Origin of the sequence: Castellaniella sp. (assembly GCF_049671645.1) — a bacterium.
Classification (GTDB): Bacteria; Pseudomonadota; Gammaproteobacteria; order Burkholderiales; family Burkholderiaceae_B; genus Castellaniella.
In genome coordinates this window covers 19881-45568 of sequence record NZ_JBATVG010000019.1, presented here as the reverse complement: position 1 = coordinate 45568, position 25688 = coordinate 19881, and the positions used below count along the sequence as shown (strand labels likewise).

Sequence of the window (25688 nt, the reverse complement as noted above, 5' to 3'; positions counted from 1 at the left end):
GGGTTTGCCCTTTCAACAATGAAGTAGGTAGATTCAATCGGCAGCGGCGGGCGGGCGTCGCGAGGCCGACGGCTCGCCGATCACGCCGTCTCTGATCAACAGGTCTTGCTGCGCGGGCGGCACGCCCATTTCCTGCAGGATCTCGCGGCTGTGGGCGCCCGGATACAGCGGCATGGCGCGTAGCGCGGGGCGCGCGCCGTCGTAGGTCAGCGGATGGCCGATCAGCGTGGCAGTCCGGCCGTTGACGTCGATCGACTGGAACAGGCCCAGGTGCTGCGCCTGCGCATCGGCGCGCAGGTCTTGATAGTCCTGGACACGTTCGTACCAGATCTGGTGCTCGTCCAGTCGCGTGCTGAGCGTATCGAAGCGGTGGCCGGCCAGGACCTGGGCCGTGACCTCCGCGTAGCGGTCCCGCTCCTGATAGCGGTCGATGGCGACCAGGTCCCGCAGGGCATCGCTGTCCAAGGCCTCGGCCAGCCGCGCAGGGTCGTTCATGGACAGCACGATTTCCGCATCCTGCAAGCCGTACAAGCCGTAGGGGGCGTCGTGATACCAGCTGCCGACGTGTTCGTTGCGCGGCAACAGGTCGCGCCCGCCCGGAGCGGAATAGAACTTGGTCAGGGCTTCGATCTGCAAATCGATCCCGGCCCCGAACAGGCTGGATTCGACGCGGGTGCCGGGCCCGCCCTGCAAGCGCCTGATATACGCGCCCAGCACGCCCAGGGCCAATAAAGCGGCGCCGTGTTGATCGATGACGGCGGCGCCCACCACGGTGTGCCGCGCGCCGCCGGTGGCCGCGATCAGTCCCGAGCGCGCCTGCATGAGCAGGTCTTGTCCCGGCCGCGAGGCCGCCGGCCCGGTCGCGCCAAACGCCGACGCCGAGGCGTAAATGATGCCGGGGTTCAATGCGCGCACGTCTTCGTAGCCCAACCCCAGCCTGGCCATGACGCCGGGTCGGTAGTTTTCGACCAGGATGTCCGCCTGGGCCGCAAGCTTGCGTACCAGCGCGAGACCTTCAGGGGTTTTCAGGTTGACTGCCAGGCTGCGCTTGTTGCGGTTCATCGCCAGCGAAAACGCGCTGACGTCGGTGACCCAGGAATTGCCGCCCGACCAGTGGCGCTCGAAGGCGCCCGATAAGGGCTCGATCTTGATGACGTCGGCGCCCATGTCGGCGAGATATTGCGTGCACGCGGGGCCCTGCAGATAGTGGCAGAAACTCAGCACGCGTGTTTTGGAAGAAAGGGGGCCCGTCATGACTGTGCGCCTCCGTTCGCTGCTTCCCGGGTGTCTCTGACCACGTCGCGAAGCAGCAGATCCTGGATGCGGGTTTCGTCGTAACCCAGTTGCCGCAGCACCTCGCGTGTCTGGGCGCCCAGAGCCTGGGGCAGGATGCGCACGGGCGGCGCGGCGCCGTCGAAAAGCGCAGGGTGCATGACCAGCGTGATGTCTTCGCCCTCGATGCCGGCCATGGTTTCGAATGCGCCCAGGTGGGCGAGCTGAGGGTCGGTTTTGACGGTGTCGTAATCGACCACGGGAGCGTGCCAGATGCGGTGCGCGGTCAGTATGGGCAGCCAGTCGTCCGTCGGCTTTTCGCGCAAGCGCGCTGCGACGGCGCGCGTGACTTCCTCGCGGCGGGCGAAGCTGTCGCTGTCGGGCCGCCCGACCAGGGCATCGATGCCCAACGCCTTGCCCAGCGCGTCGGGCGTCGACATCGAAATGACCAGGTGACCGTCGGCGGTCGCGAGGGGCCCGTAAGGGCCGGCGCTGCACCATGACGCGATGCCTTCCTCGGCGCGCGGTTGCGGCGATTCGGCGCCGTTGAGCCATGCCGTCAGCGGCTCGATCTGCAGGTCGATCGCGGCCTGCAGCAGGCTGACCTCCACCATGCGGCCCTTGCCGGTTCTGGCCTTGGCGTACAGGGCCGCCAGAATGCCGTTGGCATACAGCGCCGCGGCATGGTGGTCGATGATCGGGGAGCCGGTCGGAATCGGCGGGCCGTCGGCGTGGCCGGTGCGCATCATCAAGCCGGACATGGCCTGCAGCAGCATGTCCTGCCCCGGACGGTCCTTGTACGGCCCGCGAAAACCGTAGCCCGTGCAGACGGCGTAAATCAATCCGGGGTTGAGCGCGCGCAGATCCTCGTACCCCAGCCCGAGCTTGTCCATCGTCCCCGGGCGGAAGTTTTCCATCACGACGTCCGCGTCCAGGACCAGCTTCTTCACGATTTCCAGACCCTCGGGATTTTTCAGGTCGACCGCCACGCTGCGCTTATTGCGGCCGCAGGTCAGATGGTTCACGCTGGTCCGGCCGACGAAGTGATTGGCCACCGCCCAGTGGCGCTGGAACGCGCCGGTCAGCGGTTCGACCGCAATCACGTCGGCGCCCAGGTCCGCGAGGATCTGCGCCCCCAGCGGACCGGCCAGAAAGTGATTGAAACTGAGGACCTTGACGCCATCAAGGAGCTTCATGAAATGCCTCCATCCTTGTCTTTTCACCGTGTCGCGCTGCTGCGGCCGACCGGGTCGCCAATCATTGGGACAGAGATCATCGTAGGGGCATCAAAGCACTAATACAATATCATTTCCAATTATGTTTTAGCGGTGTTGTATAGGTAATATGAATACATGAAATTTCCGGCATCGGTGCTAGACTGAGGCACTTCGTCCTCGGCGGCGGTTTAAAAACATGAATTTGCGACAACTCGAAATCCTGCGGGCGGTGATCCATGCAGGGACCACGGTGGGGGCGGCCAGCACCTTGCACATGTCGCAGCCGGCGATCTCCAACGCGATCAAGGCGATGGAGCTTTCCCTGGGTTTTGCCTTGTTCAACCGCGTGCACAACCGACTGGTGCCCACCCAGGAAGCCACGCTGCTGCTGCGCCAGGCCGAGCCCATGTTCACGATCCAGGAAATGGTCGAGCAGACCGCCCGCCACCTGCGCGACGGCGCCATGGGCCATATCAACATCGTCGCGACCGCCGAGCCGTCGGACAGCTTGTTGCCGCAGGTCTTGACGCGCTTCGTCAAACAGCACCCGGACGTTCACGTGTCGGTGGAAACGCTGCGGCTGGATGACGTGCTCGAATATGTCGAGACCGGCGCCGCCGATATCGGATTCGCCATCGAGCCCTACGAGCGTCCCACGCTGAAGTACATCCCGCTCTCCGACCTCGACATGGTCTGCCTGTGTCCCGCGGACAATCCGCTGAGCCAGTTGGCGTATGTCACGCCCAATCACCTGAAAGACGTGCCGCTGATCAATGCCAGCACGCGCAGCCGCTTGCACAGCGCGGTTCAAGAAGCCTTCAGGCGCAGCAAGGTCGCTTATTCCCCCATCATGAACGTGCGCTTCATGAACTTGGCGGGCCTGTTCGTGCAGGAAGGTCTCGGCGTCTCCATCATGGACGCCCTGACCGCGTCCTCGCCGCGTTACCGCGACGTCTGCATCATTCCCTTCCGGCCGCGTATCCGGGTCAAAATCAACGCCGTCGTGTCCAGCACGCAACCCATGCAGAGAATCACTCGCAAGTTGCTCGATTACATTTACGAGGACATCGATTTGATGCTGTCTGACCGGCCCGGCGCTTCGGCTCCAGGTCATGATGCGGCGCGTGCGGACGACTCCGTTTCCGGCCATGGCTGATTCCGGCGCAACGCGCTTGTTCCCGCAGCATGTGGCCATCGGCTTGTTATTGCTGATCGGCACCTTGTCGGCCTTGAACCACGTCGCGGCGCGGATCGCTTTCGATGACGGCGCGGGCGTCATGCTGGCCGTCATCTGCCGCGCCGCGTTCAGTGGCCTCGCGCTGCTGGCGGTTGTGCTGTGGCAAGGGCATTCCCTGCGGCTGCCCGGAAACTGCGGCCCCTGGCAGCTCTTGCTGGGCCTGATGGTCGCCCTGCAAAGCCTGTGCCTGTATTCCGCCGTGGCGCGCATTCCGGTTGCCTTGGCGCTCTTGCTGGGCAGCCTGTTTCCCATCCTGCTCGCCTTGCTCACCTGGGCATTGGGCGGCGCCCGGCCCACGCGCCGCGCCGGGATCTTGATGGCCTGTATTTTGCTGGGCCTGGTTTTTGTCCTCGATCTGCCCGGTGTCTTATCGGCGCATGGACGTATGGGTTCCGAATGGACCATCGGCGTGCTGTTCGCTTTCTGCTCGGCCAGCTTCTTCACGGTGGGACTGTGGATCAGCGATCACCGTTTGTCGCATCTCATCGGCCCCGTGCGCAGCCTGTACACGATCGCCATCGTCTTCGGCAGCATGCTGGCGGTCGGCGTGGCGGACTTTGTGCCCGGGGGGTTGAACATGCCGTTGACCTCGACCGGGTGGCTGGGCTTGGGGGTGCTCTCCGTGCTCTACGCTACGACCTTCTCGATTCTGTTCATCACGATCCCGCGCCTGGACATGCCGCGCAATGCGCCCGTGATGAACAGCGAGCCCGTCGCCAGCTTGCTTTTCGGCTGGTTGGTGCTGAATCAGACCTTCAACGAGCTGCAACTGCTGGGCGGCGCCATCGTGCTGGGCTGTATCGTGCTGCTGGCGTATTCGAGAAATTAGGGGCGCGCCGGCCGTGCAGCGGCCGGGTTGCGCGATCCGAGCCGCGCAGATGGTTTTACTGTATATTTAAACAGTGTTCAAGATCATCTTGCCCGCCATGCCAGCCTGCCCCATTCGTCCCGAAACGATCCACCCGTCCCTATGGCGCGCCGCGCAGTTGGCGCGGGGCGGGGCGGCGTGCGTCGATACCGGGCATGCGGCGCTGTCGGCGGAATTGCCGGGCGGGGGCTGGCCCGTCGGCAGCCTGACCGAACTGCTGCTGCCTCAGCCGGGTCTGGGTGAATTGCGGCTCCTGTTGCCGGTGCTGCGGCAGTTGACGCCCTCCGGTCAGGCAAGGGCTGCCCGTCGCTCCGTGTTGCTGATCCGGCCGCCGCATGTGCTGCAGCCCTTGGCCTTGAACTGGTGGGGGGTGGATCCGGGCGGGATCGTTGTGCTGCGCGCGGTATGCCAGGCTGATGCTTGCTGGGCTGCGGAGCAGGCGCTGCAGGCGGGTACCTGCCGGCTGGTGCTGCTCTGGTCGGACGTTGGTTTGCCATCGGCCGCCAAGGGGCGGCGGTGTTCTCTGGACGCAGGGGCCGGCGCCCGGCGGGGGAATGCCCGGTCGGATGCCGGGGCCGCCATTCGCCCGGGGGCGCTGCGGCGCCTGAATCTGGCCGCCCAGGCCGGGTCCGCCCTGTTCTTCATGTTCCGGCCGTCCTGCGATGCGGATCAACCTTCGCCCGCGCCCTTGCGCCTGGCCCTGACGCCCGCATGCGGCGGCGTGCAGGTGGCTTTCATCAAACGCCGGGGGCCCCGGCGCGATGACCCCCTGTTCGTGTCCTTGGCTCCCTCTCCTGTTTTGCTCGATCATCATGTCCGTCTGGATCGGCGTATCCCCGCCCTCGACCCTGTTGCAGCCCATCGCCTGCGCGCTCCTGCGCTTCACGCCTGACCTGGCGCTGGCGCCGGAATCCATCATCCTGATGGATGTCACGGCCAGCCTGCGCCTGTTCGGAGGGATTCGCCGGTTGAGGGCGCAGGTGCGCCAGGTTCTGGCGGCGTTCGATGTTGCACCGGCGGTCACGCGAGCCGGGGCCGTCGCATTTGCCGTCGTGTCGGCGGCGGCGTCCGGGCCTGCGGCCTGGATGCTGGCGCGCAGCGGACAGGGGGGCAGCGCCCTGACGCAGCGATCCTGGCTGCGGGCCATGGCCCGGGCGCCCCTGTCCGTGGCGCCGCCTGCGCGGCCCTTTGTGGACTGGTTCCGCGATCTGGGATGCGAGACCCTGGCCGATCTGCGGCGGCTGCCGCGCGTCGGACTGAAGAAGCGCTGCGGGCCGGCGCTGCTGGATTGGCTGGATCAGCTGGACCTTGGCGTGTCCTCTGACCGCGGTGCTGGAACCGTCGGCGCCATGCCTTATCGCCGGCTGGAATTGCCGCCGGAATTCGATGTCGCGTTCGAACTGCCTGATCACATCGAACACGCTCCCGCCCTGCAATGGGCGGCGCAGCGCCTGATCCTGCAGTTGTGCGGCTGGCTGGCGGGCCGGCAGCAGGATGTCACGGCGTTCACGGTGCTGCTGGCGCACGAGCGCCGCCGGAAACAGGCCTCATCCGCCGGCCGCCTGCTCGTGGACGAGCCGACCGCCTTGCCGATCACCCTGGGCGCGCCTTCGCACGATCCCGTGATCCTGACCCGTCTGGCGCAGGAACATCTGGCCCGCTTGATTCTGCCGGCCTCCGTGATTTCCGTGCGCCTGAAGGCCACCCGGTTCCAGGACGCGCGGACCCCCAGCCTGGATCTGTTCCCGGAGCCCGGCGGCACGCCGCAGGACCATGCTCAGTTGCTGGCATTGCTGGGCGCCCGCCTGGGGGCCGAGAACCTGCTGGTGTCGGCGCCCGTGGCCGATCACCGGCCCGAGCGGGCCGCCTGCTGGACGCCTTTGGATCAGGTTTCATCGGGCCGCCGTCCGGCGTCGGCGCGGGGCGGCTCCGATGCCCCCCGGGGCCAGTCCCTTGCCGCCCAGCCGGGCATTCCCTGTGTCCGGGACCGCCTTGCGGCCGCGCTGCCGCGTCCGGTCTGGTTGCTGGACTCCCCCATTCCCCTGTCCATGCAGGGGCCTCGCCCGTGCTACGGCACGCCGCTGCGCCTGGCCTCGCCTGCCGAGCGGCTGGATTGCGGCTGGCAGGACGGCGGCCCCGTGACGCGCGACTATTTCGTCGCCGAAGACGAGTCCGGCATCTGCTACTGGATCTTCCGGACGCAGGCCGACGATGCCCCGGGCTGGTTCCTGCACGGGCTGTTTGGCTGATCATGGCGATTCTGCCCGACTATGCGGAGCTGCAATGCGCCAGCAATTTCTCCTTCCTGGAGGGCGCGTCCACGGCGGAGGAGCTGGTCGGTCGCGCCGCGCGGCTGGGCTATTCGGCCTTGGCGATCACCGACGAGTGTTCTCTGGCCGGCGTCGTGCGCGCGCATGTGGCGGCCCGGCAGGCCCGCCTGCCGCTGATCGTCGGCGCTACGTTCCGTCTGACGGGGCCGGGCGCGCTGACGCTCACCGCGCTGGCCCGGGATCGCGACGGCTACGGCAATCTGTGCGAGCTGATCTCACTGGCCCGCATGCGCAGCCCCAAGGGCAGTTATCACTTGACGTGTCAGGACCTGGCGCAGCCGGATCCGCAGTTGGCATGTCAGCAGTGCGCCGGGCCGAGCCCCCATCCTGACTCTGAGTCGCCTCGCCATCTGCGCGGCCTGCCCGGCTGCTGGATCATCCTGTCGCCCGATTATCCCGCCGACGAGACCGCTCTGGATGAACAGATCCGCTGGGCCAAGGCCGTGTTCGGCGCGCGGCTGCGGGTCGCGCTGACCCTGCACGCCCGGGCGCTGGACGACATCCATCGCGGGCGGGTCACACGCGTGGCGGCCGGCCACGGCGTGCCGCTGGCGGCCACCGGCTGGCCGGTGATGCATGCGCGTTCCCGCAAGCCTCTGCAGGATGTGATGACCGCCATCCGCCTGGGCAAGACCGTGCATGAATGCGGCTATGCCTTGCAGCCCAATGCAGAACGCCACCTGCGCAGCCGGCTGCGCCTGGCCCGCCTGTATCCGGCCGAGGCGCTGGCCGAAACCGTGCGCATGGCGCGCGGCTGTCATTTTTCCCTGGACCAGTTGCGCTATGAGTACCCCGAGGAACTCGTGCCCGCCGGCGTCAGTCCCGCCACCTGGCTGCGCCAGGAAACCCTGAAGGGCGCCCGGCGCCGGTTTCCCCAAGGCCTGCCGCCGCCCGTGCGCAACCAGATCGAGCACGAGCTGCAGTTGATCGCGGACCTGCGCTACGAAGCCTATTTCCTGACGGTCTACGACGTCGTCCAATATGCGCGATCCCGCGACATCCTGTGCCAGGGGCGGGGGTCGGCCGCCAATTCGGCCGTCTGCTACTGCCTGGGCATCACCGAGGTCGACCCGGCCCGCTCCAGCCTGCTGTTCGAACGCTTCATCAGCAAGGAACGCAACGAGCCGCCCGACATCGACGTGGATTTCGAACATCAGCGCCGCGAAGAGGTCATGCAGTATCTCTACCGGAAGTACGGGCGGCACCGCGCCGCCCTGACGGCGGCGGTCGCCACGTATCGCGCGCGCGGCGCCTTGCGCGACGTGGGCAAGGCGCTGGGGGCGCCGGCGGATGAGATCGACCGCGTGGCCCGCCATTACCGTCGTTTCGACGGCCGCGTCGACCTGCTGCAGCGCCTGGCCGATGTCGGCCTGGACATGGGAGAAGACGCCGCCAGCCTGTCCGCCGAGGCCCGCCGGAACCGCCAATGGGCGGCGCTGGCCGACAGCATGCAGGGGTATCCGCGCCACCTGTCCCAGCATTCCGGCGGCTTCGTCATCAGCCGGGGGCCGCTGACCCGGCTGGTCCCCGTGGAGAACGCCGCCATGGATGGACGCACCGTCGTTCAATGGGACAAGGACGATATCGAGGCCCTGGGCATCCTGAAGATCGATATCCTGGCCCTGGGCATGCTGTCCATGCTGCGCCGCGCCCTGGGCCTGATGTCCGATCGGTACGGACGGCCATTCGCCCTGCAGGACATCCCGCCCGAAGATCCGTTGACCTATGCCATGCTGTCGCGGGGCGACACGATCGGCGTGTTCCAGGTCGAATCCCGCGCCCAGATGGCCATGCTGCCGCGCCTGCGCCCGCGGAATTTCTACGACCTGGTCGTTCAGATCGCCATCGTGCGACCCGGCCCGATGCAAGGCGGGATGGTGCATCCCTACCTGCGCCGCCGGGAAAAGAAAGAGCCCGTGACGTTTCCGTCGGATGCGTTGAAGCAGGCGCTGGCGCGCACCTTGGGGGTGCCGATCTTCCAGGAACAGGTCATGCAGGTCGCCATGCTGGCCGCCGGCTATTCCGCGGGCGAAGCCGACGCGTTGCGCCGCGCCATGGCCGCCTGGAAACGCCACGGCAATATGGAGATCCACCACGACCGGTTGGTCAGCGGCATGCTGGCGCGCGGTTACGACCGGGAGTTTGCCGAGGACATCTTTGCCCAGATCCGGGGCTTTGGCGAATACGGTTTCCCCGAAAGTCATGCCGCCAGCTTCGCGCTGCTGGCTTATGCCAGCGCCTGGCTGCGCTGCCACGAGCCGGCCGTGTTTCTGGCGGCCTTGCTCAACAGCCAGCCCATGGGCTTCTACACACCGGCGCAACTGGTGCAGGATGCGCAACGACGCGGCGTGCGGGTTTTGCCGGTGGACGTGACCGTCAGCCAGTGGGACAGCACGCTGGAAGACGCGGGCCCGCAGAGCGGGGCGCGGCAAAGCGAGCAGACTGCCCCTGCCGTCCGCCTGGGCTTTTCCCGCATCGCGGGCATGCGGCCGGAGGCCGGCGATCGCATCGCGCAGGCCCGGGCGCGGCAGGCCTTTGCCGACGTGGCCGACCTGGCGCATCGGGCGCAACTGGATCGCCACGACCTGCAGGCGCTGGCGCGGGCCGGCGCCTTGCGTCCGCTGGCCGGCCGCAATCGTCGCGCCGCCCTGTGGCAGGCGGCGGCCGCCGTGCCGGACCGCGATCTGCTGCGCGGCACCGCCCGGGATGACGCCGATCCCGAGCTGCCGCCGCCCTCGGAAGGGCAGGCCATCGCTGCCGATTACCGCGCCCTGGGCCTGACCCTGGGCCGCCACCCGGTCGCCTTGCTGCGCGATCGCCTGCAGGCCGATCGCCTGCTCTCCGCCGCCCAGCTGGCGGACCTGCGCGACCGCCAGCTGGCCCGCGCCTGCGGCCTGGTCACCGTGCGCCAGCGCCCGCAGACCGCCAAAGGCGTGGTCTTCATGACCCTGGAAGACGAAACCGGGCCCATCAACGTCATCCTGTGGCCGGACATCTTCAAAAAGTACCGCCGCGAAGCCCTGGACGCGCCCTTGCTGGCTGTCTACGGCATCTGGCAGACCGACGGCCGGGTCCATCACCTGATCGCCAAACGCCTGGCGGATCGCAGCGCGCTGCTGGCCCAGGCGCTGTCCGGGCTGGAAACCCCATCCCGGGATTTCTGCTGAGCCAGCATTGCCGATCATGCCTTCTGCCGCCCCCGCAGCCATTCGCGCAGAGCACTGTTCATCCGGGTCTGCCATCCCGGGCCGCCGGCCTTGAATGCATCGATGATGTCGGCGTCGTAGCGCACCGTCACCTGCGCCTTGGGCGAATCGCTGCGCGGTCGCCCGACGCGCCGGAGCTGCTTGAATTCGTGGGTCGACAGCTCGTGCGTGTCCGGGTCGGCCTGGATGCCTGCGTTGATCCTGGCGTCTTCAGCGAGGGTGGGCGATATGTGCCCTGGTTTAAGTTTCGGCATAGCGGCTGACCTCCCGGGCGTTGGCTTTGCGCAAGCTGATGATCCTGCGGACATCTTGCCGATCCACGTACACCACAACGTGCAGGCGCAAACCGATGTAGCCGATGGCGATCATCCGATCTTCGCCATAGTCTTGACGTGTATCCCGGGTGGACAATGCTTCGTCCCACTCGAAATCGTGGACTGCTGTCAGCGACACGCCGTGTTTGCGCCTGTTGCCGATGTCCTTGACAGGGTCGAAGATGATTATCATAAATGTAGCTACAAAAATAATCAATGACAAGGCCCTGAAGGTGTCCGCTTGTCGCCGATGGGTAAAACGCTGTCCCGTCGCATGTTTGCGCATCTGCTTCGCCGAACCTAGCTGTCTTGTCTGTCAGAGACCTGTGTTATCTCTGTCAGAGTGGCCGCCGTGCTGGTCGCTGTGCCGGAATCCCGCATCGCAGCGATAGTTCGCTCCCTTGTGATGCCCGCTCCTCGCAGGCATAATCCTTGGTGTTGTCTATACAAATGCAAATCCCAGAGGATCCCGTATGCCGCACATCCAGGAGTCCGGCGCCCGGCCGGCCGAGCGTGTCTTGTGGAGGAACCTGCGCGTGGTGCCGCCCGGCTGGCGGTCCGGGCCGGTGGCGATGTGCGATCTGGCGGTCGAGGGTTCGCGCATCGCCTGGCTGGGCGACGCCGGTCGGGCGCCCGCCGATTTCCAGGCTGCGCCGCAGCATGACCTGGGCGGCGCCCTGGTCACCCCGGGCCTGATCGATTGCCACACCCACCTGGTCCACGGCGGCCAGCGGGCCGATGAATTCGCGCTGCGCCTGGCGGGCGCCAGCTACGAGGACATCGCCCGCCGGGGCGGGGGCATCGTGTCCAGCGTGCGCGCCACGCGGGCGGCCGATGAAGACACGCTGTTCCAGCAGGCGCTGATACGGCTGGACGCCTTGCGGGCCGAAGGCGTGACCGCCATCGAGATCAAGTCCGGCTACGGCCTGGACCTGGACTCCGAACGCAAAATGCTGCGTGTCGCCCGGCGCCTGGGGGATGCCCGTCCCGTCACGGTGCGCACCACGTTTCTGGGAGCGCATGCCCTGCCACCGGAATACGCGGGCCGCGCCGACGACTACATCGACCAGGTGTGCGAGGTCATGCTGCCGGCCCTGCACGACGAGGGTCTGGTCGATGCGGTGGATGTGTTCTGCGAGAACATCGGCTTCAGCCTGGCGCAGTCCGAACGCGTCCTGCAGGCCGCCACGCAACGCGGCCTGGCGGTCAAGATGCATGCCGAGCAGCTATCCCTGATGGGGGGAGCGGCCCTGGCCGCCCGCTACGGGGCGCTGTCGGCCGACCACCTGGAGTGGCTGGACGATGCCGGCGCGCGCGCCATGCGTCGGGCCGGCATGGTGGCCGTGCTGTTGCCGGGCGCCTATTACTTCCTGCGGGACACGCATCAGCCGCCCATCGATCTGCTGCGCCGTCATGACGTGCCCATGGCGTTGGCGACCGACTGCAATCCCGGCACCTCGCCGGCCACGTCGCTGCTGCTGATGATGAATATGGCCTGCACCCTGTTCCGGATGACAGTGGCCGAGGCCCTGGACGGCGTCACTCGCCATGCCGCCGATGCACTGGGGTGCGCGGGCGTCAGCGGGCGCCTGGCCGTCGGCCATCCCGCGGATTTCGCCGTCTGGGACATCGACAGCCCGGCGGAACTGGCCTACTGGATGGGCCTGCCGCGCTGCCGGATGTCCGTGCGTCAGGGCCGCATCGCCTTCCAGTCCACCCGGTAGCTGCCCGTTCGATATAGCAGGTTCATCAATCCCATAAGCGAGGGCAACATATGCCGATGCTTTCCGAAATTTGACCCTGATCTGACATTGGCGCCCGTTTCGGTATAAAATTTTATACAGGCAGCGCGTCATGGATAAAGAGGTTCGCTGGGTCGGATCCGCGTATGACGACCTCCTGGGCTTTCCCATCGAAGCCCGTCGAAGCGGGCTTCCAGTTGGGCAAGGTTCAGGCTGGTTTGGAACCGGATGACTGGAAATCCTTGGGTGAGGTGGGTGCAGGCACTCGTGAAATCCGCATCCGGGAAGCTGGCGGTGCGTTCCGGGTGATGTACGTCGCCAAGTTCGAGGAAGCCTTGTATGTCCTGCATTGCTTCCAGAAAAAGACGCAGGCGACCAGCCCGCAGGACAAGCGTATAGCCGAAGCGCGCTACCGGGCCATCGTCAACGCCAGGAAAGGAAAGCCATGAAAATCGACACTGAAATCCGGCATGTGACCAAACCCGGTGCAAACCTGTTTTTGGAACTGGGATTCCCTCCAGAGGAAGCCCAGCGATTGCTCATGGCATCGCAGCAGCAGATCAATGACACCAAACTGCTCAAGGAACAGCTCATGGGTGAATTGGCGGCATGGATCGAGCAGCATCACCTGAAGCAGGCCGAAGCGGCAGAAATCCTGATGGTGTCCCGCCCGCGCGTGTCGGATGTGGTGAACAAGAAGACGGCCAAGTTCACCATAGACACGCTGGTCGAGATGCTGAGCCGCATCGGCAAGCCCGTCCGTCTGGCGGTTGGCCAGTAGACGGGATGTCCGTGCGTCAGGGCCGCATCGCCTTCCAGTCCACCCGGTAGCTGCCTTCCAGCACCCGGCGTCCAACGATGTCCAGGTCGGGGGCCAGCAGGCGGTCGCGGTCGTAGAACGGCACGTCCCGCCTGATCTGCCGGTGCAGCGCCTGCAGCGGGGCCGACGTCGTCAGCGGGGCGTGGAAATCGATGCCCTGGGCTGCGCACAGCAGTTCGATGCCGACGATATGCGCCGTGTTGCGGGCCATGTCGGCCAGCCTCCGGGCGGCGAACGTCGCCATGCTGACATGGTCTTCCTGGTTCGCCGACGTGGGCAGGCTGTCCACGCTGCCGGGGTGCGCCAGCGACTTGTTTTCCGAGGCCAGGGCGGCGGCCGTCACGTGCGCGATCATGAAGCCGGAATTCAGCCCCGGTTCCGGCACCAGGAACGGCGGCAGGCCGGAAATGCTGGCATCGATCAGCAGCGCCACGCGGCGTTCGGCCAGGCCGCCGATCTCCGCGATCGCCAGCGCCAGAATGTCGGCAGCGAAGGCCACGGGCTCGGCATGGAAATTGCCGCCCGAGATCACCTGATCCGGCTGTCCGTCGCGTCCCGGGAAGACCAGCGGGTTGTCCGTCACCGCATTGGCTTCGGTCAGCAGCGTGCGTGAGGCCTGTTCCATCAGGTCGTGGATGGCGCCCATCACCTGGGGCTGGCAGCGCAGGCTGTAGGGGTCCTGGACCTTGTTGTCCGACACCAGATGCGAGGCCCGGATCGCGCTGCCCGCCAGCAGGGCGCGGTAGCGGCGGGCGACCTCGATCTGCCCCGGCTGGCCGCGGATTTCGTGCACGCGCGGGTCGAAGGGCGCATCGCTGCCCTTGGCGGCGTCCACGCTGAGCGCCCCCGCCAGCACCGCGCTGTCGAACAGGTGTTCCGTCAGGAACAGCCCGTGCAGCGCCAGGGCGGTGGAGACCTGTGTGCCGTTGATCAGGGCCAGGCCTTCTTTGGCGGCCAGGTGGATGGGCGCGATACCCGCCCGGGCCAAGGCCTCGCCGGCCGGCAGCCACTGGCCTTCGCACAGGATGCGGCCCTCGCCGAACAGCGCCAGAGTCATGTGCGACAAGGGCGCCAGATCGCCCGAGGCGCCCACCGAGCCCTTTTCGGGGATGTGGGGGATCAGACCGGCATTGAAGACCTGCATCAGCGTGCGCACCACGCTGGAGCGGATGCCGGAGTAGCCGCGCGCCAGGCTGGCGACTTTCATCGCCATCAGCAGGCGCGCCACGCGTGCGTCCAGAGGATCGCCCACGCCCACGGAATGCGACAGGATCAGGTTGCGCTGCAGGGCCTGCAGCTGGTCGTCGGGGATGCGCGTTTGCGCCAGCTTGCCGAAGCCGGTGTTGATGCCATAGGCCGGGTCGCCCCGGTCGATGATGGCCTGCACGACGGCCGCCGAGGCGTCCATGTCGCGCACCGCCTGTTCGGGCAGCGCCAGTTGCACGTCGCCCAGCCAGATCCGGCGCAATTCGTCCAGGCTCAACGCCCCGGGATTCAGGGTCAAGGTCGGGTTCATCTCATTGTCCCTTGGCGGTGATCATCGGCAGGTCCAGGCCGAAGTCCTGCGCGGTCTGGATGGCCAGATCGTAGCCCGCATCGGCATGGCGCATCACGCCGCTGCCGCAGTCGTTGATCAGCACGCGTTCCAGGCGGCGGGCGGCGGCGTCCGTGCCGTCGGCCACGATCACCATGCCGGCATGCTGGCTGTAGCCCATGCCGACTCCGCCGCCGTGGTGCAGCGACACCCAGCTCGCGCCGCCCGCCGTGTTCAGCAGGGCGTTCAGCAGCGGCCAGTCGGACACGGCGTCCGTGCCGTCGCGCATGGCTTCAGTTTCGCGGTTGGGGCTGGCCACCGATCCGGTATCCAGGTGGTCGCGGCCGATCACGATGGGGGCTTTCAGTTCGCCCGTGCGCACCATTTCATTGAAGGCCAGCCCGGCGCGATGGCGTTCGCCCAGGCCCAGCCAGCAGATGCGCGCCGGCAGGCCCTGGAAGGCGATGCGGTCGCGCGCCATGTCCAGCCACTGGATCATGTGGTGGTTGTCCGGGAACAGTTCTTTCAGCTTGCGGTCCGTCGCGTAGATGTCTTCGGGATCGCCCGACAGCGCCACCCAGCGGAACGGCCCCTTGCCTTCGCAGAACAGCGGCCGGATGTAGGCCGGCACGAAACCCGGGAAGTCGAAGGCGTCGGTGATGCCTTCGTCGTGGGCCACCTGACGGATGTTGTTGCCGTAATCCACGGTGGGGATGCCCATGGCGTGCAGGTCCAGCATGGCCTGCACGTGGCGGGCGCAGGAGTGCGCGGCCTCGGCCCGCAGGCGCGTGTGCTGGGCGGGGTCGCGCTGGGCGGCCTGCCATTGTTCCACCGTCCAGCCCGAGGGCAGGTAGCCGTGGATCAGGTCGTGGGCGGAGGTCTGGTCCGTGACCAGATCGGGGCGCGGGCCGCCCGTCTGGGCGCGGCGGGCCAGTTCCGGCAGGACGTCGGCCGCATTGCCCAGCAGGCCGATGGACACGGCTTCCTTGCGGCTCGTGTGCTCGGCGATCATGGACAGGGCCTCGTCCAGGTCGCGGGCCTGCTTGTCCAGGTAGCGCGTGCGCAGGCGGAAGTCGATGTGCGACTGCTGGCATTCGATGGTCAGCGAGCAGGCCCCGGCGAAGGTCGCCGCCAGCGGCTGCGCGCCACCCATGCCGCCCAGGCCCGCCGTCACGATCCAGCGTCCGGCGAACGAGCCGCCGAAATGCTGGCGGCCGGCTTCGACGAAGGTTTCGTAGGTGCCCTGCACGATGCCTTGGCTGCCGATGTAGATCCAGCTGCCGGCCGTCATCTGGCCGTACATGAAGAGGCCCGCCTGATCCAGTTCATTGAACTTTTCCCAGGTGGCCCATTTGGGCACCAGGTTGGAGTTGGCCAGCAGCACGCGCGGCGCATCCGCGTGGGTCTTGAAGACCCCCACCGGCTTGCCGGACTGCACCAGCAGGGTCTCGTCTTCACCCAGTTTGCGCAGGCTGTCCAGGATGGCGTCGTAGCAGGCCCAGTTGCGCGCCGCGCGGCCGATGCCGCCGTACACCACCAGATGCTTGGGGTTTTCCGCCACGGCCGGGTCCAGGTTGTTCTGGATCATGCGGTAGGCCGCCTCGATCGTCCAGTTGCGGCAATGCAATTGCGACCCGGTAGGGGCGTGGATTTCACGGCTGGCGTCGTAACGCGGATCGTCGGCTTGGGAATGGGACACGGTCTGCTCCTGTACGGAAAATATCAAGCTTGAATGTATATCTGTTTCAACAAAATGTCTATACAAATTGACTCGTCATATCGCCCGGACGGACATGAGGCGGGGGGCGCGCGGTGAGGCCGGAGCCTGTCGGCGCTGGAGCCCTGACGAGGCGCGCCCGGGCTCCGTCCGGGCGCGGCCGCGGGCCCTGGCCGGATCGTCCGGTCTCAGGCGTCCACGATCCGGCCAGGGTTCAGCCCTTCCTGCGGGTCCAGCAATCGCCGGATCTCGACCATCAGTTCGCGTTCCGGCGCACTGCGGCTGTGGTGCAGAAAAGGCTTCTTGATGCGCCCGATCCCGTGTTCGGCCGAAATGCTGCCGCCGACCCGTTCGACTTCCTGGTAGACCAGGGATTCGACCGCCGCCAGATCGTCGGGCGCGTAGGGGCCGGTGGACAGGTGCAGATTGCCGTCGCCCAGGTGGCCGAACAACAGCCGTCGCGCTGTCGGCCAGCGGGCCGCCAGGGCCTGCTGCGCGCGGGCGATGAAGTCCGGCAGCAGCGCCAGCGGGATGCCGATGTCGAAGGCCACGTAGGGGGCCATCGTGTGCAGGATCTCGCCGATCGCGTCGCGCAGCCGCCACAACTGGGCGGCCTGTTCCTGGCTGTGCGGCAGGATGGCGTCCAGCGCCAGGCCCTGGTCCAGGCAGGTTTCCAGAAAGCGGTGCAGGTCGGCCTGGGCGCGATCCCCGGCCGCTTCGGCGCTGTCCGGTGTCCGGGCGGTGCCGGGACGCGAATCGTCCGCGGCCGCCGCGTCGCCCGCGAACGATTCCACTTCCAGCAGCACGCAGATCGGATAGGCCCCGTCAAAGGGCTCGGTTCGCTGCGTGACCGTGGCCGCCGCCTGCAGATATTCGCGCCACATCACCTCAAACGATGAGAGGGTCGCCAGCTGCCCGCGCGCGGCTTTCAGCAGCGCCGTCAACTGATCGAAATCCGCCAGCCCCACCAAGGCGCTGTGGCGCCGTTCGGGTTTGGGGAACAGGCGCAGCACCGCCCGAGTGACGATGCCCAGCGTGCCTTCCGTGCCGATGAACAGGTGCTTCAGGTCCAGGCCGGTATTGTTCTTCAGGCCCTGATTCATCATGGTCAGCACCGTCCCGTCGGCCAGCACGACTTCCAGCCCCAGCACCAGTTCGCGCATCGTGCCGTAGCGCAGCACCCGATTGCCGCCCACATTGGTGGCGACGTTGCCGCCGATCTGGCAGGACGCCCGCGCCCCGCAATCCATGGGGAAATACCAGCCCCGGGCCTCCACGGCGGCGCACAGGTTTTCCAGCACGGCGCCGGCCTGCACCGTCACCGTGCCGCTGACGGCATCCAGATGCTCGATCTGGTCCATCAGTTCCAGCGACAGCACGACGTCGCCCGCATCCGGCACGGCGCCGCCCGCCAGTCCGGTGCGCCCGCCCTGGATCGTCAGGGCGCGGCGCTCGCGCAGGCAGGCCCGCACGATGGCGGCGACCTCGTCCGTGCTGCGTGGACGCAGGATGCAGTAGGGCGGGGCGTCGGCTTGCAGACCGCTGTCGTCCTGCAGATAGCGGGCGATGTCGTCGGCGCCCGGCCGCAGGCACGACAGGGTGCGCATCAGCGCCTCCAGCGTAGCGGGCGTGTCCGGCGCTTCGGCCGCGGCGGGTCGGGCGCAGGGGCGGGGATCCATGGGGGTATCGCTCATGCGTGGGCCGCCGATGCGGTCCGCGCCAGCACGTCGGCCAGCGCGTCAGTGAACAGCCCCACGTTCCGGGTGTTCAAGCCCGGCAGGCAGATGCGTCCGGAATCCAGCAGATAGACGGCATGGCGCTCGCGCAGCATCAGGATCTGTTCGGGCCGCAGGCCCGTCAGGCTGAACATGCCCTGGTGCGCCAGCAGATAGCGGGCGGGGTAATCGGGCGCCTTGCGCGCCAATTGCTCCACCGCCTGGCTGCGCATGGACTGGATGCGGGCGCGCATGGCGGTGACTTCGTCCTGCCATAAGCGGTTCAACGCAGGGTCGCCCAGCACCTGCGCGATCACCTGGGCGCCATGCACGGGCGGGTTGGAATAGATGCGCCGCACGATGGCGACCAACTGGCCCAGCACGGACGGCACGTGAGCCGCCTGTTCGCACACCACCGACAGCCCGCCGCAGCGTTCGCCATAAAAGGAAAAATTCTTGGAAAAGGAATTGGCCGTCAGGTACGCCATGCCCGATTCCGCCAGCAGGCGCACTGCCAGCGCGTCTTCGTCCAGTCCGCTGCCGAAGCCCTGGTAGGCCAGATCTAGAAAGGGAATCAGGTTCTGGCGCTGCATCAGCGCGATCAAATCGCGCCACTGATCGGCCGTCAGGTCGGCCCCGCTGGGGTTGTGGCAGCAGGGGTGCAGCAGCACGATGCTGCGGGCCGGCAGCGCCGCCAGCGTGTCCATCATCGCGTCGAAGCGCACGCCGTGGGTGGCGGGATCGTAGTAGGGATAGCGGTGCGTGGCGATGCCCGCGCCGGAAAAAATGGCGAAATGATTGTCCCAGGCCGGGTCGCTGATCCAGACCGCGCTGTCGGGATAGGCGGCGTGCAGGAAATCCGCGCCGACCTTCAGCGCCCCCGTGCCGCCCACGCTCTGGATCGTTGCGACCCGCTGGTCGCGCAAGGCGGGGCTGTCGGCGCCGAACACCAGCCGCTGCACGGCCAGGCGGTAGGGTTCCAGGCCCTCGATGGGCAGATAGGTGCGCGGCCGCGCCTGCTGCGCGAGCCGGGCTTCGGCCTGCTGCACACACTGCAGCACTGGGATGCGGCCGTCCTCGTCGTAGTACAGGCCGACCGTCAGGTTGACCTTGTCGGCGCGGGGGTCGCGGCGGCAGGCGTTGCCCAATTCAAAGATCGGGTCGCCGGCGAATGGGGGGATATGGGCAAACATGGGATCGGTGTCCTGTGTGATCGGCGGGCCGCGCTGACGGCCTATTGTTCCCAGAACGCATTGCGGTCCAGGTAATTCTGCAGGAATTGCTTCAGCCGTTCGTGCTGCACGTGGCGGAACAGTTCCTTGGGCGGCCCGCTGGCGGCGATCTTGCCCTGGTCGATGAACAGCACCCGGTCGGCCACCTGGGCGGCAAACCCCATTTCGTGGGTCACGACCACCATGGTCATGCCGTCGCGCGCCAGGTCTTTCATCACCTGCAGCACTTCGCCCACCAGTTCGGGGTCCAGGGCGGACGTCGGCTCGTCGAACAGCATGATGTGCGGTTCCATCGCCAGGGCGCGGGCAATGGCCACGCGCTGCTGCTGGCCTCCGGACAGCCGGATCGGATAGCTGTCGGCCTTGTCCGCCAGGCCGACCTTGGTCAGCATGGCGCGGGCCTTGTCGCGCGCCTGGCTGCGCGGCAGCTTCTTCACGCGGATCAGGGCCTCGGCCACATTGCCCAGGGCCGTCATGTGCGGCCACAGGTTGAAGTGCTGGAACACCATGCCCACGTGGCGGCGCACATCCTTGATCTCGGCGGACGTCGCCTTGCGCCGGCCCGAATCCTGGTCCACATAGCCCAGCAGCCGGCCTTCGATCAGGACGTCGCCGGAATCGTACTGTTCCAGAAAGGCCAGCGAGCGCAGCAGCGTGCTCTTGCCGGACCCCGACGGCCCGATGATGCAGATGACTTCGGATTTGCGCACCCCCAGGGAAATGCCATTGAGCACCTGGTTGTCGCCATAGTGTTTGGTGATGTCGCGGGTCTCGATCAGCAGGTCGCTGCCGGCCGGGGGATTCGTGTGGGGTGTCGTCATGCGGGATTCCGTCAATCAGCGCTGCAGGTAACGGCTGGCCTTCAGTTCGGCCCAGCCCCCCAGTTTCTGGGTGATGGCGACCAGGATCAGGTAGCACACGCACAGCACCAGGGTGGTTTCGACGTAGATGAATTGTTCCGATCCGATCTGCGTCAGCACGGCCGTCAGTTCGGGCACCGTGATGATCGACAGCACGGACGTTTCCTTGCTGAGGATGATGATCATGTTGATCAGGGCCGGGGTGATGATCACCAGCATCTGCGGCAGCTGCACGCGCCAGATGGTGTTGAGGCGCGACAGGCCCAGGCAGTCGGCGGCTTCGAGCTGGCCCTGGGGCACCGACAGAAAGCCCGAGCGGAAGATCTCGGCGAAATAGGCGCTGCCGTATAGCGCCAGCGACACGACGCCCGCATCCATCGCCGACAGCGATACGCCGAAATTCGGCCCGCCGTAATACAGGATGAACAGTTGCACCAGGAATGGCGTGGTGCGCAAGACTTCGATGTAGACCCGCAGCACCGCCCGGATCCAGCGGCCCGTGAACAATTGCAGAACGGCGATGACGAAACCCACCGCCATGCCCAGGGCCACGGCGCCGATCCAGCTGATGATCGTGATGCCGAATCCGTCCAGGATCTGGCTGCCATATTGCGAAATCAGGGAAAAGTCCACCGACATCAGGCTCTCCCGAAGCGTTGTTCCGCGTAGTGACCCAGCACCGACAGCACCCCGTTGATCAGCATGTAGGCCAGGCCGGCGATCAGGTAGGCCTCCAGCGGCCGGAACGTGCTGGCCGCGACGTTTTGCGCGGTGCGGGTGATTTCCGCGACCCCCACCACCGAAATCAGGGCGGACGCCTTGATCAGCAGGATCATTTCATTGATCAGCGATGGGGTGGTCAGTTTCAGCGCCTGCGGGATCTCGATGCGGATCAGCGTGTGCGTGGACGACAGCCCCACCATCTGCGCGGCCTCGATCTGGCCGCGCGGGATGCCCAGGAAACCGCCGCGCAGGATTTCGCCCAGGTAGGCGCCCTCGCACAATGAAATGGCGGCGATGGCCGCCGTCAGCGGCGATACGTTGATGCCCAGGGTGGGCAGGAAATAATAGGCCAGCATCAGCTGCACCAGCAGCGGCACCCCGCGAAACAGAAAGGTGTAGAAATTGCCGCAGCGCCTGACCCATGCCGATGGCGACAGGCAGGCGGTGACGACCAGGATGGCAATGACGAAGCCCAGCATCAGCCCGATCACAGAGACGAAGATCGTCATCTGCGAGGCCTTCAGGATCAGGGGCAGGGCTTGCGTGAAGGTGCTGGCATCGAACATGGTCGCGCTTCGGGAAAAGACTGGGCGTGGCCCCGCCGTCGTGGGCGGGCGGCAGGCGGGTTCATGCGCGAACCCGCCGGGCAGAGCGGTCAGACGTTCGGGACGAAGTCTTCGGTAGGCACCGGCATTTCCATGCCGAACCATTTCATCTGCAGCGCCTTCAGGCGGCCGTCCTTGTGCATGTCCAGGATGACCTTATCGACAGCGGCGATCAGCGAATCGCTGTCGGCGCCCTTATGGCCCATGAAGGCGAAATAGACTTTCTTCCCGATGCTGGGCTGGACCACCGCGAACGTGTCGGGGCGTTCCTTCGCAGCCACGGCGATATTGGTGATCGAATGACCGACTGCCATGATGCGGCCATTGGCCAGGTCCGCGTAGGCCTGGTTGAAGTCCACGTATTCACGGATTTCGGGCACCGGCTTCAGGGTTTCGGCATAGGCCTTGGTCTGCGCCAACTGCGACGAGCCGCGCTGGCTGCCGATGATCTTGCCCGCCACCTGTTCGGGTTTGGTGAAGTCCTTGTTCTTGGCGCTCTTCAGGAACGCGACCGTGCCGTCGGCGATGGGCAGGGTGAAGTGGTAGCGTTCCTTGCGCGCCTTGGTGACGTTCAGCGGGCCGCCCACCATGTCGAATTTCTTCGCGTCCAGGCCCGGCAGCACGCTGGCCCAGGGCAGATCGATGAAGCGGATCTTCACGCCCAGGGCTTTGCCGACTTCAGCGAAGAATTCCTTGTTGAAGCCTTCCTGCTTGCCGTCTTTCAGGAAGTCGAACGGCGCGAACTGCATTTCAGTGCCGATGACCAGTTCGCCGGCTTTGTGCACATCGGCCAGTTGGTCGGCCTGGGCGGGCAGCGTGAACGATGCGGCGGCCAGGCAACTGCTGGCCAGCAGCCATTTGAACGTCGGGGTGATGCGCATGGTGTTGTCTCCTTGGTTGGCGGGACATCGCGGAGGTGCCCCCGATGCGGGAAATCATAGTGGATCTGCACCGCATCCTGGCTCGTTCCGGCCCTTTGGAAAAGTATATACATTGACAATGAACTGTCAATTCCAGAGTGGCGCGCGCGCCCGCATGATCGCTTGATTAAGGGTAAATCCCAGGCTGGCGACGGCTACGCCGCACTGCTTCGAACGACGTCGCGGCGCGGCATCTTGAAATGCATGCGCCGTCCGAATTTCTTCTTGACAAGATTTCGAGGCAGCCCGTAGACTTGCCGCAGTTGCATTATAAGAAACTTAGTTGCGTAATACGCAACAACTGAACTGGACCAGAACCAGTCAACGGAGACCTTCCCATGAGCGGCACAGGCACACGCAGGTTGATCGTCGGCATTAGCGGCGCGTCGGGCATCGTGCTGGGGGTGCGCATGTTGCGTGCGCTGCGCGAATGCGCGGTAGAGACTCATCTGGTCATGACGCGTTCGGCCAAAGTCACGCTTGCGCACGAACTTGCGCTCAAAGTCGCCGACATAGAAAGTCTGGCCGACCATGTCCATCCGATCGAGGACATCGGCGCGTCCATCTCAAGCGGATCGTTCAAGACGGCAGGGATGGTCGTGGCGCCCTGCTCGATCCGCAGCCTGTCGGAAATCGCCACGGGCGTGACGTCGAATCTCTTGACGCGCGCCGCCGACGTCGTCCTGAAAGAGCGTCGCCGCCTGGTGCTGCTGGTGCGCGAGACGCCGCTTCACCTGGGCCACCTGCGCAGTCTGACGCAGGTGACCGAGGCCGGGGCCATCGTGATGCCGCCCGTGCCCGCGTTCTATGCGCGGCCCGGGACGATCGAGGACATGGTCGACCACACCGTAGGCCGGGCGCTGGATCTGTTCGATATCGACGCCGGACTCGTCAAGCGTTGGGGCGGCGGCCGGTAAACCGGGTAAAAGGGGCGGACGCCGAGCCGTCCGCGTGTCAATTCAGCTTGCAAACACATAGGATCGTCATGCGCAGTTATATGAATCGTCTTCGCGACAAGAATGAATTGATGGAGGTGCACCGGGAGGTCGACCCGCGGCATGAACTGGCGGCGGTCACTTCGGCGGCCCACAAAGCGTGGGGCAAGCCGATCCTGTTCCACAAGGTCAAAGGCACGACGCTGCCGGTGCTGACGAACATCTACGGGTCGCGCCAGCGCCTCGCCGATATCCTGGGGATCAGCCCCGAGAATTTCTGCAAGGAATGGAACGAACTCGCCAATATCGCCAGCACGAGGGAAAGCGAACTCATTCCGTCGAAACCGGACGAGACACCCGCCCTGGTCGACTGCAAGCTCAGCGACCTGCCGCTGATCACCTATTCCGAAAAGGATGTCGGGCCGTACTTCACATCCGCCATGTTCCTGGCCAAGGACCCCGAGACCGGTGTGAGGAACTTATCGTTTCACCGTTCGATGTACGTCAGCGACCAGGAATTGCGTTGCCGTCTTGCGCCGAAGCACCACTTGACGATCTATCACGAAAAGGCCGAAAAGGCGGGCCAGCCGCTCGAGGCCGCCATGCTGATCGGTCCGCCGCCCGCCAGCTTCCTGACGGCCGCGGCGCCCCTTCCTTACGATTCGGACGAGCTTCTGGTGGCGGCGCAGTTGTCGGGCGAGTCGATCGAGATGCGTCCCTGCAAGCATATCGATCTGATGGTTCCGGCAAGCACCGAGATCGTCATCGAGGGCCGTTTTCTGCCCAACATCCGCCGTCCCGAGGGCCCATTCGGAGAATTCATGGGCTATTACACGCCCGAAGGCAATAATGCGGTCTTCGAGGTCCTGGGGGTCACGCGCCGCAGCGACGCGATCTTCCACAGCATTCTCTGCGGTTCTTCCGAAGAGGTCCTGACGCTGGAGCTTTCCGTTGCCGCGAACATCTACCAACGGATCAGCGCTGTGCTGCCCGGGATCGTCGATGTGACGTGCCACCCGTTCGTGCTTCACACCGTGGTCAAGATCCGGCAGCAATACGAGGGCCATGCCCGTCAGGTCCTTCTCGCGGTGTTCGGCGCCGAGCCGACCTGGGCGAAGATGTGCACCGTGGTCGACGAGGATGTGGACATCTACGACATGGATGACGTCACCTGGGCGACGCTGACGCGCTCGCGCCCCGACAAGGACGTCATGATCATCCCCGAGACCCCCTCCTTCTACCGGGATGAGGAAAAGGATCACTGGGGACGGATGGGTATCGATGCGACCGTGCCGTTTCATCGCAGGGCCGAATTCGAGCGCAAGAAGGTGCCCGGCGCCGACCGGGTCAATCTTGGGGAGTACTTTTCACGATCTTGAACGAGCAGCAATACATTCCATCAACGAGCACCAATCGATTGGGCCGAGGACGACATGAAAAAACTGCAATTCCTATCTGCTTTACTGGTTTCCGCGACCCTGGGCTTTGGCGCCCTGTCGGCGCCCGCCGCCGCACAGGACGCCAAGCTCAAGGAAATCACGGTTCTGACCAACTACACCTTCCACGGAAGGCATTCCCCCTTTTTCGTGGGGCTTGAAAAGGGCTTCTATCGCGACGCCGGTTTCGATATCAAGATCCTGCCGGCGGCGGGCAGCGGCTTCGTCATCTCCGCCATCGAAAGCGGCAAGGCGGACTACGGCATGGCCGATGCGGGGCCGGTGGTCCAGGCCGTGGCCAAGGGCGCCAAGGTGAAGGGCTTTTTCGTCTTCATGGACAAGACGACCATGGGCTTCGCTTCGCTCGAGCCCTATCCCGACCCCGCTTCGATCAGGGGCAAGAAAGTCGCTGCGTCTCAGGCCGACAGCGCCCGCGTGATATTTCCCATCATTCTTGGCAGGAACAACCTGGCCGACATGCCCGTCGACTGGCAGACTGCCGATTCGGGCGTGTATTCGTCCCTGCTCCTGAGCGGACGCGTCGATCTTTTCACCGCGTCGATCGACGGCGACGTGCCGGCCCTGCAGAAGCTGGCCGCGCCGCGCGGCAAGAGCGTCTACTTCTCCTCGTTCGCCGACTGGGGTTATGACGTCTACGGATACTGGATGATCGCCAGCCGGGCCAAGCTCAAGGACGATCCCGCCGAGGTGAGCCGGTTCGCCGATGCGACCCGCAAGGCCGTACGGTACTCGATCGAGCATCCCGAGGAGACGGCGCGCATCATGGTCAAGCACAACACCACCCTGGACTATGACACCGTGCTCAGCCAGTGGGGGCAGTCGGTGAAGGCCATCGACACCGACTATACGAAGAAGAACGGCTATGGCGCGGCGACCGATGACCGCCTGGCGAACACCATCAGCATCATCGGCGAAGCGCTGAAGCTCAATACCGACGGCATCGGGCCGGGCGACGTGTTCCAGCACGTCGTGGGCAAACCATAG

22 protein-coding genes and 1 pseudogene are annotated in these 25688 nt (G+C 65.9%); 11 read left to right on the top strand and 12 right to left on the bottom strand.

Annotated features, from left to right (window positions below; all coding sequences use genetic code 11):
• Window positions 1-33 precede the first annotated feature (33 nt).
• Complete coding sequence (locus WBG56_RS08745) at window positions 34-1254, bottom strand: CaiB/BaiF CoA transferase family protein (RefSeq protein WP_424267327.1); 1221 nt, start codon at window positions 1252-1254, stop codon at window positions 34-36.
• Entirely contained in the window at window positions 1251-2468 is a 1218-nt protein-coding gene (locus WBG56_RS08740) for a CaiB/BaiF CoA transferase family protein (protein ID WP_424267325.1), read from the bottom strand. Before WBG56_RS08740 ends, WBG56_RS08745 begins: the two co-directional genes overlap by 4 nt.
• A 217-nt stretch (window positions 2469-2685) precedes the next feature.
• Here WBG56_RS08740 and WBG56_RS08735 point away from each other — a divergent pair, with 217 nt between their 5' ends.
• From WBG56_RS08735 to WBG56_RS08715, 5 genes are all read left to right on the top strand, one after another.
• On the top strand, window positions 2686-3645 hold the full coding sequence (locus tag WBG56_RS08735) for a LysR family transcriptional regulator (protein ID WP_424267323.1): 960 nt from the start codon (window positions 2686-2688) through the stop codon (window positions 3643-3645).
• Window positions 3638-4555 (top strand): EamA family transporter, encoded by a 918-nt coding sequence (locus WBG56_RS08730; protein ID WP_424267321.1) that lies wholly within the window; start codon window positions 3638-3640, stop codon window positions 4553-4555. Before WBG56_RS08735 ends, WBG56_RS08730 begins: the two co-directional genes overlap by 8 nt.
• Window positions 4556-4652: 97 nt before the next feature.
• Complete coding sequence (locus WBG56_RS08725) at window positions 4653-5486, top strand: translesion DNA synthesis-associated protein ImuA (protein WP_424267844.1); 834 nt, start codon at window positions 4653-4655, stop codon at window positions 5484-5486.
• A complete protein-coding gene (locus tag WBG56_RS08720) occupies window positions 5407-6843 on the top strand; it encodes a Y-family DNA polymerase (RefSeq protein ID WP_424267319.1) in 1437 nt (478 codons plus the stop codon). Before WBG56_RS08725 ends, WBG56_RS08720 begins: the two co-directional genes overlap by 80 nt.
• A gap of 2 nt (window positions 6844-6845) precedes the next feature.
• A complete protein-coding gene (locus tag WBG56_RS08715) occupies window positions 6846-10091 on the top strand; it encodes an error-prone DNA polymerase (RefSeq protein ID WP_424267317.1) in 3246 nt (1081 codons plus the stop codon).
• 14 nt (window positions 10092-10105) lie between these two features.
• Here WBG56_RS08715 and WBG56_RS08710 read toward each other — a convergent pair whose 3' ends face one another.
• Both WBG56_RS08710 and WBG56_RS08705 read right to left on the bottom strand, forming a co-directional pair.
• Window positions 10106-10384 (bottom strand): BrnA antitoxin family protein, encoded by a 279-nt coding sequence (locus WBG56_RS08710; protein ID WP_424267315.1) that lies wholly within the window; start codon window positions 10382-10384, stop codon window positions 10106-10108.
• The gene (locus tag WBG56_RS08705) at window positions 10371-10730 is read right to left on the bottom strand and encodes a BrnT family toxin (protein WP_424267313.1); all 360 of its coding nucleotides are present in this window, start codon (window positions 10728-10730) and stop codon (window positions 10371-10373) included. Before WBG56_RS08705 ends, WBG56_RS08710 begins: the two co-directional genes overlap by 14 nt.
• A gap of 187 nt (window positions 10731-10917) precedes the next feature.
• Here WBG56_RS08705 and hutI point away from each other — a divergent pair, with 187 nt between their 5' ends.
• From hutI to WBG56_RS08690, 3 genes and pseudogenes are all read left to right on the top strand, one after another.
• Window positions 10918-12168, top strand: a complete 1251-nt coding sequence (gene hutI / locus WBG56_RS08700) for an imidazolonepropionase (RefSeq protein WP_424267311.1) — start codon at window positions 10918-10920, stop codon at window positions 12166-12168.
• A 130-nt stretch (window positions 12169-12298) separates the two neighbouring features.
• Window positions 12299-12635, top strand: a pseudogene (locus tag WBG56_RS08695) (type II toxin-antitoxin system RelE/ParE family toxin).
• A complete protein-coding gene (locus tag WBG56_RS08690; protein ID WP_424267309.1) occupies window positions 12632-12967 on the top strand; it encodes a helix-turn-helix domain-containing protein in 336 nt (111 codons plus the stop codon). The pseudogene WBG56_RS08695 and the gene WBG56_RS08690 overlap by 4 nt, the downstream one beginning before the upstream one ends.
• Before the next feature lie 16 nt (window positions 12968-12983).
• Here WBG56_RS08690 and hutH read toward each other — a convergent pair whose 3' ends face one another.
• The 8 genes from hutH to WBG56_RS08650 all read right to left on the bottom strand — a co-directional run bounded on the left by hutH (window position 12984) and on the right by WBG56_RS08650 (window position 22273).
• Window positions 12984-14522, bottom strand: a complete 1539-nt coding sequence (gene hutH, locus WBG56_RS08685; RefSeq protein ID WP_424267307.1) for a histidine ammonia-lyase — start codon at window positions 14520-14522, stop codon at window positions 12984-12986.
• A gap of 1 nt (window position 14523) precedes the next feature.
• Window positions 14524-16239 carry a urocanate hydratase gene (hutU, locus tag WBG56_RS08680; protein ID WP_424267305.1) on the bottom strand — a complete coding sequence of 572 codons (1716 nt, stop codon included), beginning with the start codon at window positions 16237-16239 and terminating at the stop codon, window positions 14524-14526.
• 206 nt (window positions 16240-16445) lie between these two features.
• On the bottom strand, window positions 16446-17951 hold the full coding sequence (locus tag WBG56_RS08675) for an FAD-binding oxidoreductase (protein ID WP_424267303.1): 1506 nt from the start codon (window positions 17949-17951) through the stop codon (window positions 16446-16448).
• Window positions 17948-19165, bottom strand: a complete 1218-nt coding sequence (locus WBG56_RS08670; RefSeq protein ID WP_424267301.1) for an aromatic amino acid transaminase — start codon at window positions 19163-19165, stop codon at window positions 17948-17950. The genes WBG56_RS08675 and WBG56_RS08670 overlap by 4 nt, the downstream gene beginning before the upstream one ends.
• A 41-nt stretch (window positions 19166-19206) precedes the next feature.
• Entirely contained in the window at window positions 19207-20025 is an 819-nt protein-coding gene (locus WBG56_RS08665) for an amino acid ABC transporter ATP-binding protein (RefSeq protein ID WP_424267299.1), read from the bottom strand.
• A gap of 15 nt (window positions 20026-20040) precedes the next feature.
• On the bottom strand, window positions 20041-20706 hold the full coding sequence (locus tag WBG56_RS08660; RefSeq protein ID WP_424267842.1) for an amino acid ABC transporter permease: 666 nt from the start codon (window positions 20704-20706) through the stop codon (window positions 20041-20043).
• Window positions 20703-21353, bottom strand: a complete 651-nt coding sequence (locus tag WBG56_RS08655) for an amino acid ABC transporter permease (RefSeq protein ID WP_424267297.1) — start codon at window positions 21351-21353, stop codon at window positions 20703-20705. Before WBG56_RS08655 ends, WBG56_RS08660 begins: the two co-directional genes overlap by 4 nt.
• Window positions 21354-21442: 89 nt before the next feature.
• Window positions 21443-22273: a transporter substrate-binding domain-containing protein gene (locus WBG56_RS08650; protein ID WP_424267295.1), complete on the bottom strand. Its 831-nt coding sequence runs from the start codon at window positions 22271-22273 to the stop codon at window positions 21443-21445.
• A gap of 377 nt (window positions 22274-22650) precedes the next feature.
• Between WBG56_RS08650 and WBG56_RS08645 the strand changes: the two genes are divergently transcribed.
• The 3 genes from WBG56_RS08645 (at window position 22651) to WBG56_RS08635 (ending at window position 25688) form a co-directional block, all read left to right on the top strand.
• Entirely contained in the window at window positions 22651-23229 is a 579-nt protein-coding gene (locus WBG56_RS08645) for a UbiX family flavin prenyltransferase (RefSeq protein WP_424267293.1), read from the top strand.
• 68 nt (window positions 23230-23297) lie between these two features.
• Window positions 23298-24626, top strand: coding sequence for a UbiD family decarboxylase (locus WBG56_RS08640; protein ID WP_424267840.1), 1329 nt, complete (start codon window positions 23298-23300; stop codon window positions 24624-24626).
• Between the two features lie 54 nt (window positions 24627-24680).
• Window positions 24681-25688: an ABC transporter substrate-binding protein gene (locus WBG56_RS08635; protein ID WP_424267291.1), complete on the top strand. Its 1008-nt coding sequence runs from the start codon at window positions 24681-24683 to the stop codon at window positions 25686-25688.

Excerpts from the sequence above, each read along its gene's own strand:
- WBG56_RS08690 (WP_424267309.1), top strand. The coding sequence starts at position 12,632 with ATGAAAATCGACACTGAAATCCGGCATGTGACCAAACCCGGTGCAAAC.
- WBG56_RS08635 (WP_424267291.1), top strand. The coding sequence starts at position 24,681 with ATGAAAAAACTGCAATTCCTATCTGCTTTACTGGTTTCCGCGACCCTG.
- WBG56_RS08645 (WP_424267293.1), top strand. The coding sequence starts at position 22,651 with ATGAGCGGCACAGGCACACGCAGGTTGATCGTCGGCATTAGCGGCGCG.
- hutI (WP_424267311.1), top strand. The coding sequence starts at position 10,918 with ATGCCGCACATCCAGGAGTCCGGCGCCCGGCCGGCCGAGCGTGTCTTG.
- WBG56_RS08640 (WP_424267840.1), top strand. The coding sequence starts at position 23,298 with ATGCGCAGTTATATGAATCGTCTTCGCGACAAGAATGAATTGATGGAG.
- WBG56_RS08675 (WP_424267303.1), bottom strand. The coding sequence starts at position 17,951 with ATGAGCGATACCCCCATGGATCCCCGCCCCTGCGCCCGACCCGCCGCG.
- WBG56_RS08715 (WP_424267317.1), top strand. The coding sequence starts at position 6,846 with ATGGCGATTCTGCCCGACTATGCGGAGCTGCAATGCGCCAGCAATTTC.
- WBG56_RS08735 (WP_424267323.1), top strand. The coding sequence starts at position 2,686 with ATGAATTTGCGACAACTCGAAATCCTGCGGGCGGTGATCCATGCAGGG.
- WBG56_RS08720 (WP_424267319.1), top strand. The coding sequence starts at position 5,407 with ATGTCCGTCTGGATCGGCGTATCCCCGCCCTCGACCCTGTTGCAGCCC.
- WBG56_RS08730 (WP_424267321.1), top strand. The coding sequence starts at position 3,638 with ATGGCTGATTCCGGCGCAACGCGCTTGTTCCCGCAGCATGTGGCCATC.
- WBG56_RS08745 (WP_424267327.1), bottom strand. The coding sequence starts at position 1,254 with ATGACGGGCCCCCTTTCTTCCAAAACACGCGTGCTGAGTTTCTGCCAC.
- WBG56_RS08665 (WP_424267299.1), bottom strand. The coding sequence starts at position 20,025 with ATGACGACACCCCACACGAATCCCCCGGCCGGCAGCGACCTGCTGATC.
- hutH (WP_424267307.1), bottom strand. The coding sequence starts at position 14,522 with ATGAACCCGACCTTGACCCTGAATCCCGGGGCGTTGAGCCTGGACGAA.
- WBG56_RS08705 (WP_424267313.1), bottom strand. The coding sequence starts at position 10,730 with ATGCGCAAACATGCGACGGGACAGCGTTTTACCCATCGGCGACAAGCG.
- WBG56_RS08650 (WP_424267295.1), bottom strand. The coding sequence starts at position 22,273 with ATGCGCATCACCCCGACGTTCAAATGGCTGCTGGCCAGCAGTTGCCTG.
- WBG56_RS08670 (WP_424267301.1), bottom strand. The coding sequence starts at position 19,165 with ATGTTTGCCCATATCCCCCCATTCGCCGGCGACCCGATCTTTGAATTG.
- WBG56_RS08710 (WP_424267315.1), bottom strand. The coding sequence starts at position 10,384 with ATGCCGAAACTTAAACCAGGGCACATATCGCCCACCCTCGCTGAAGAC.
- WBG56_RS08725 (WP_424267844.1), top strand. The coding sequence starts at position 4,653 with ATGCCAGCCTGCCCCATTCGTCCCGAAACGATCCACCCGTCCCTATGG.
- WBG56_RS08740 (WP_424267325.1), bottom strand. The coding sequence starts at position 2,468 with ATGAAGCTCCTTGATGGCGTCAAGGTCCTCAGTTTCAATCACTTTCTG.
- WBG56_RS08655 (WP_424267297.1), bottom strand. The coding sequence starts at position 21,353 with ATGTTCGATGCCAGCACCTTCACGCAAGCCCTGCCCCTGATCCTGAAG.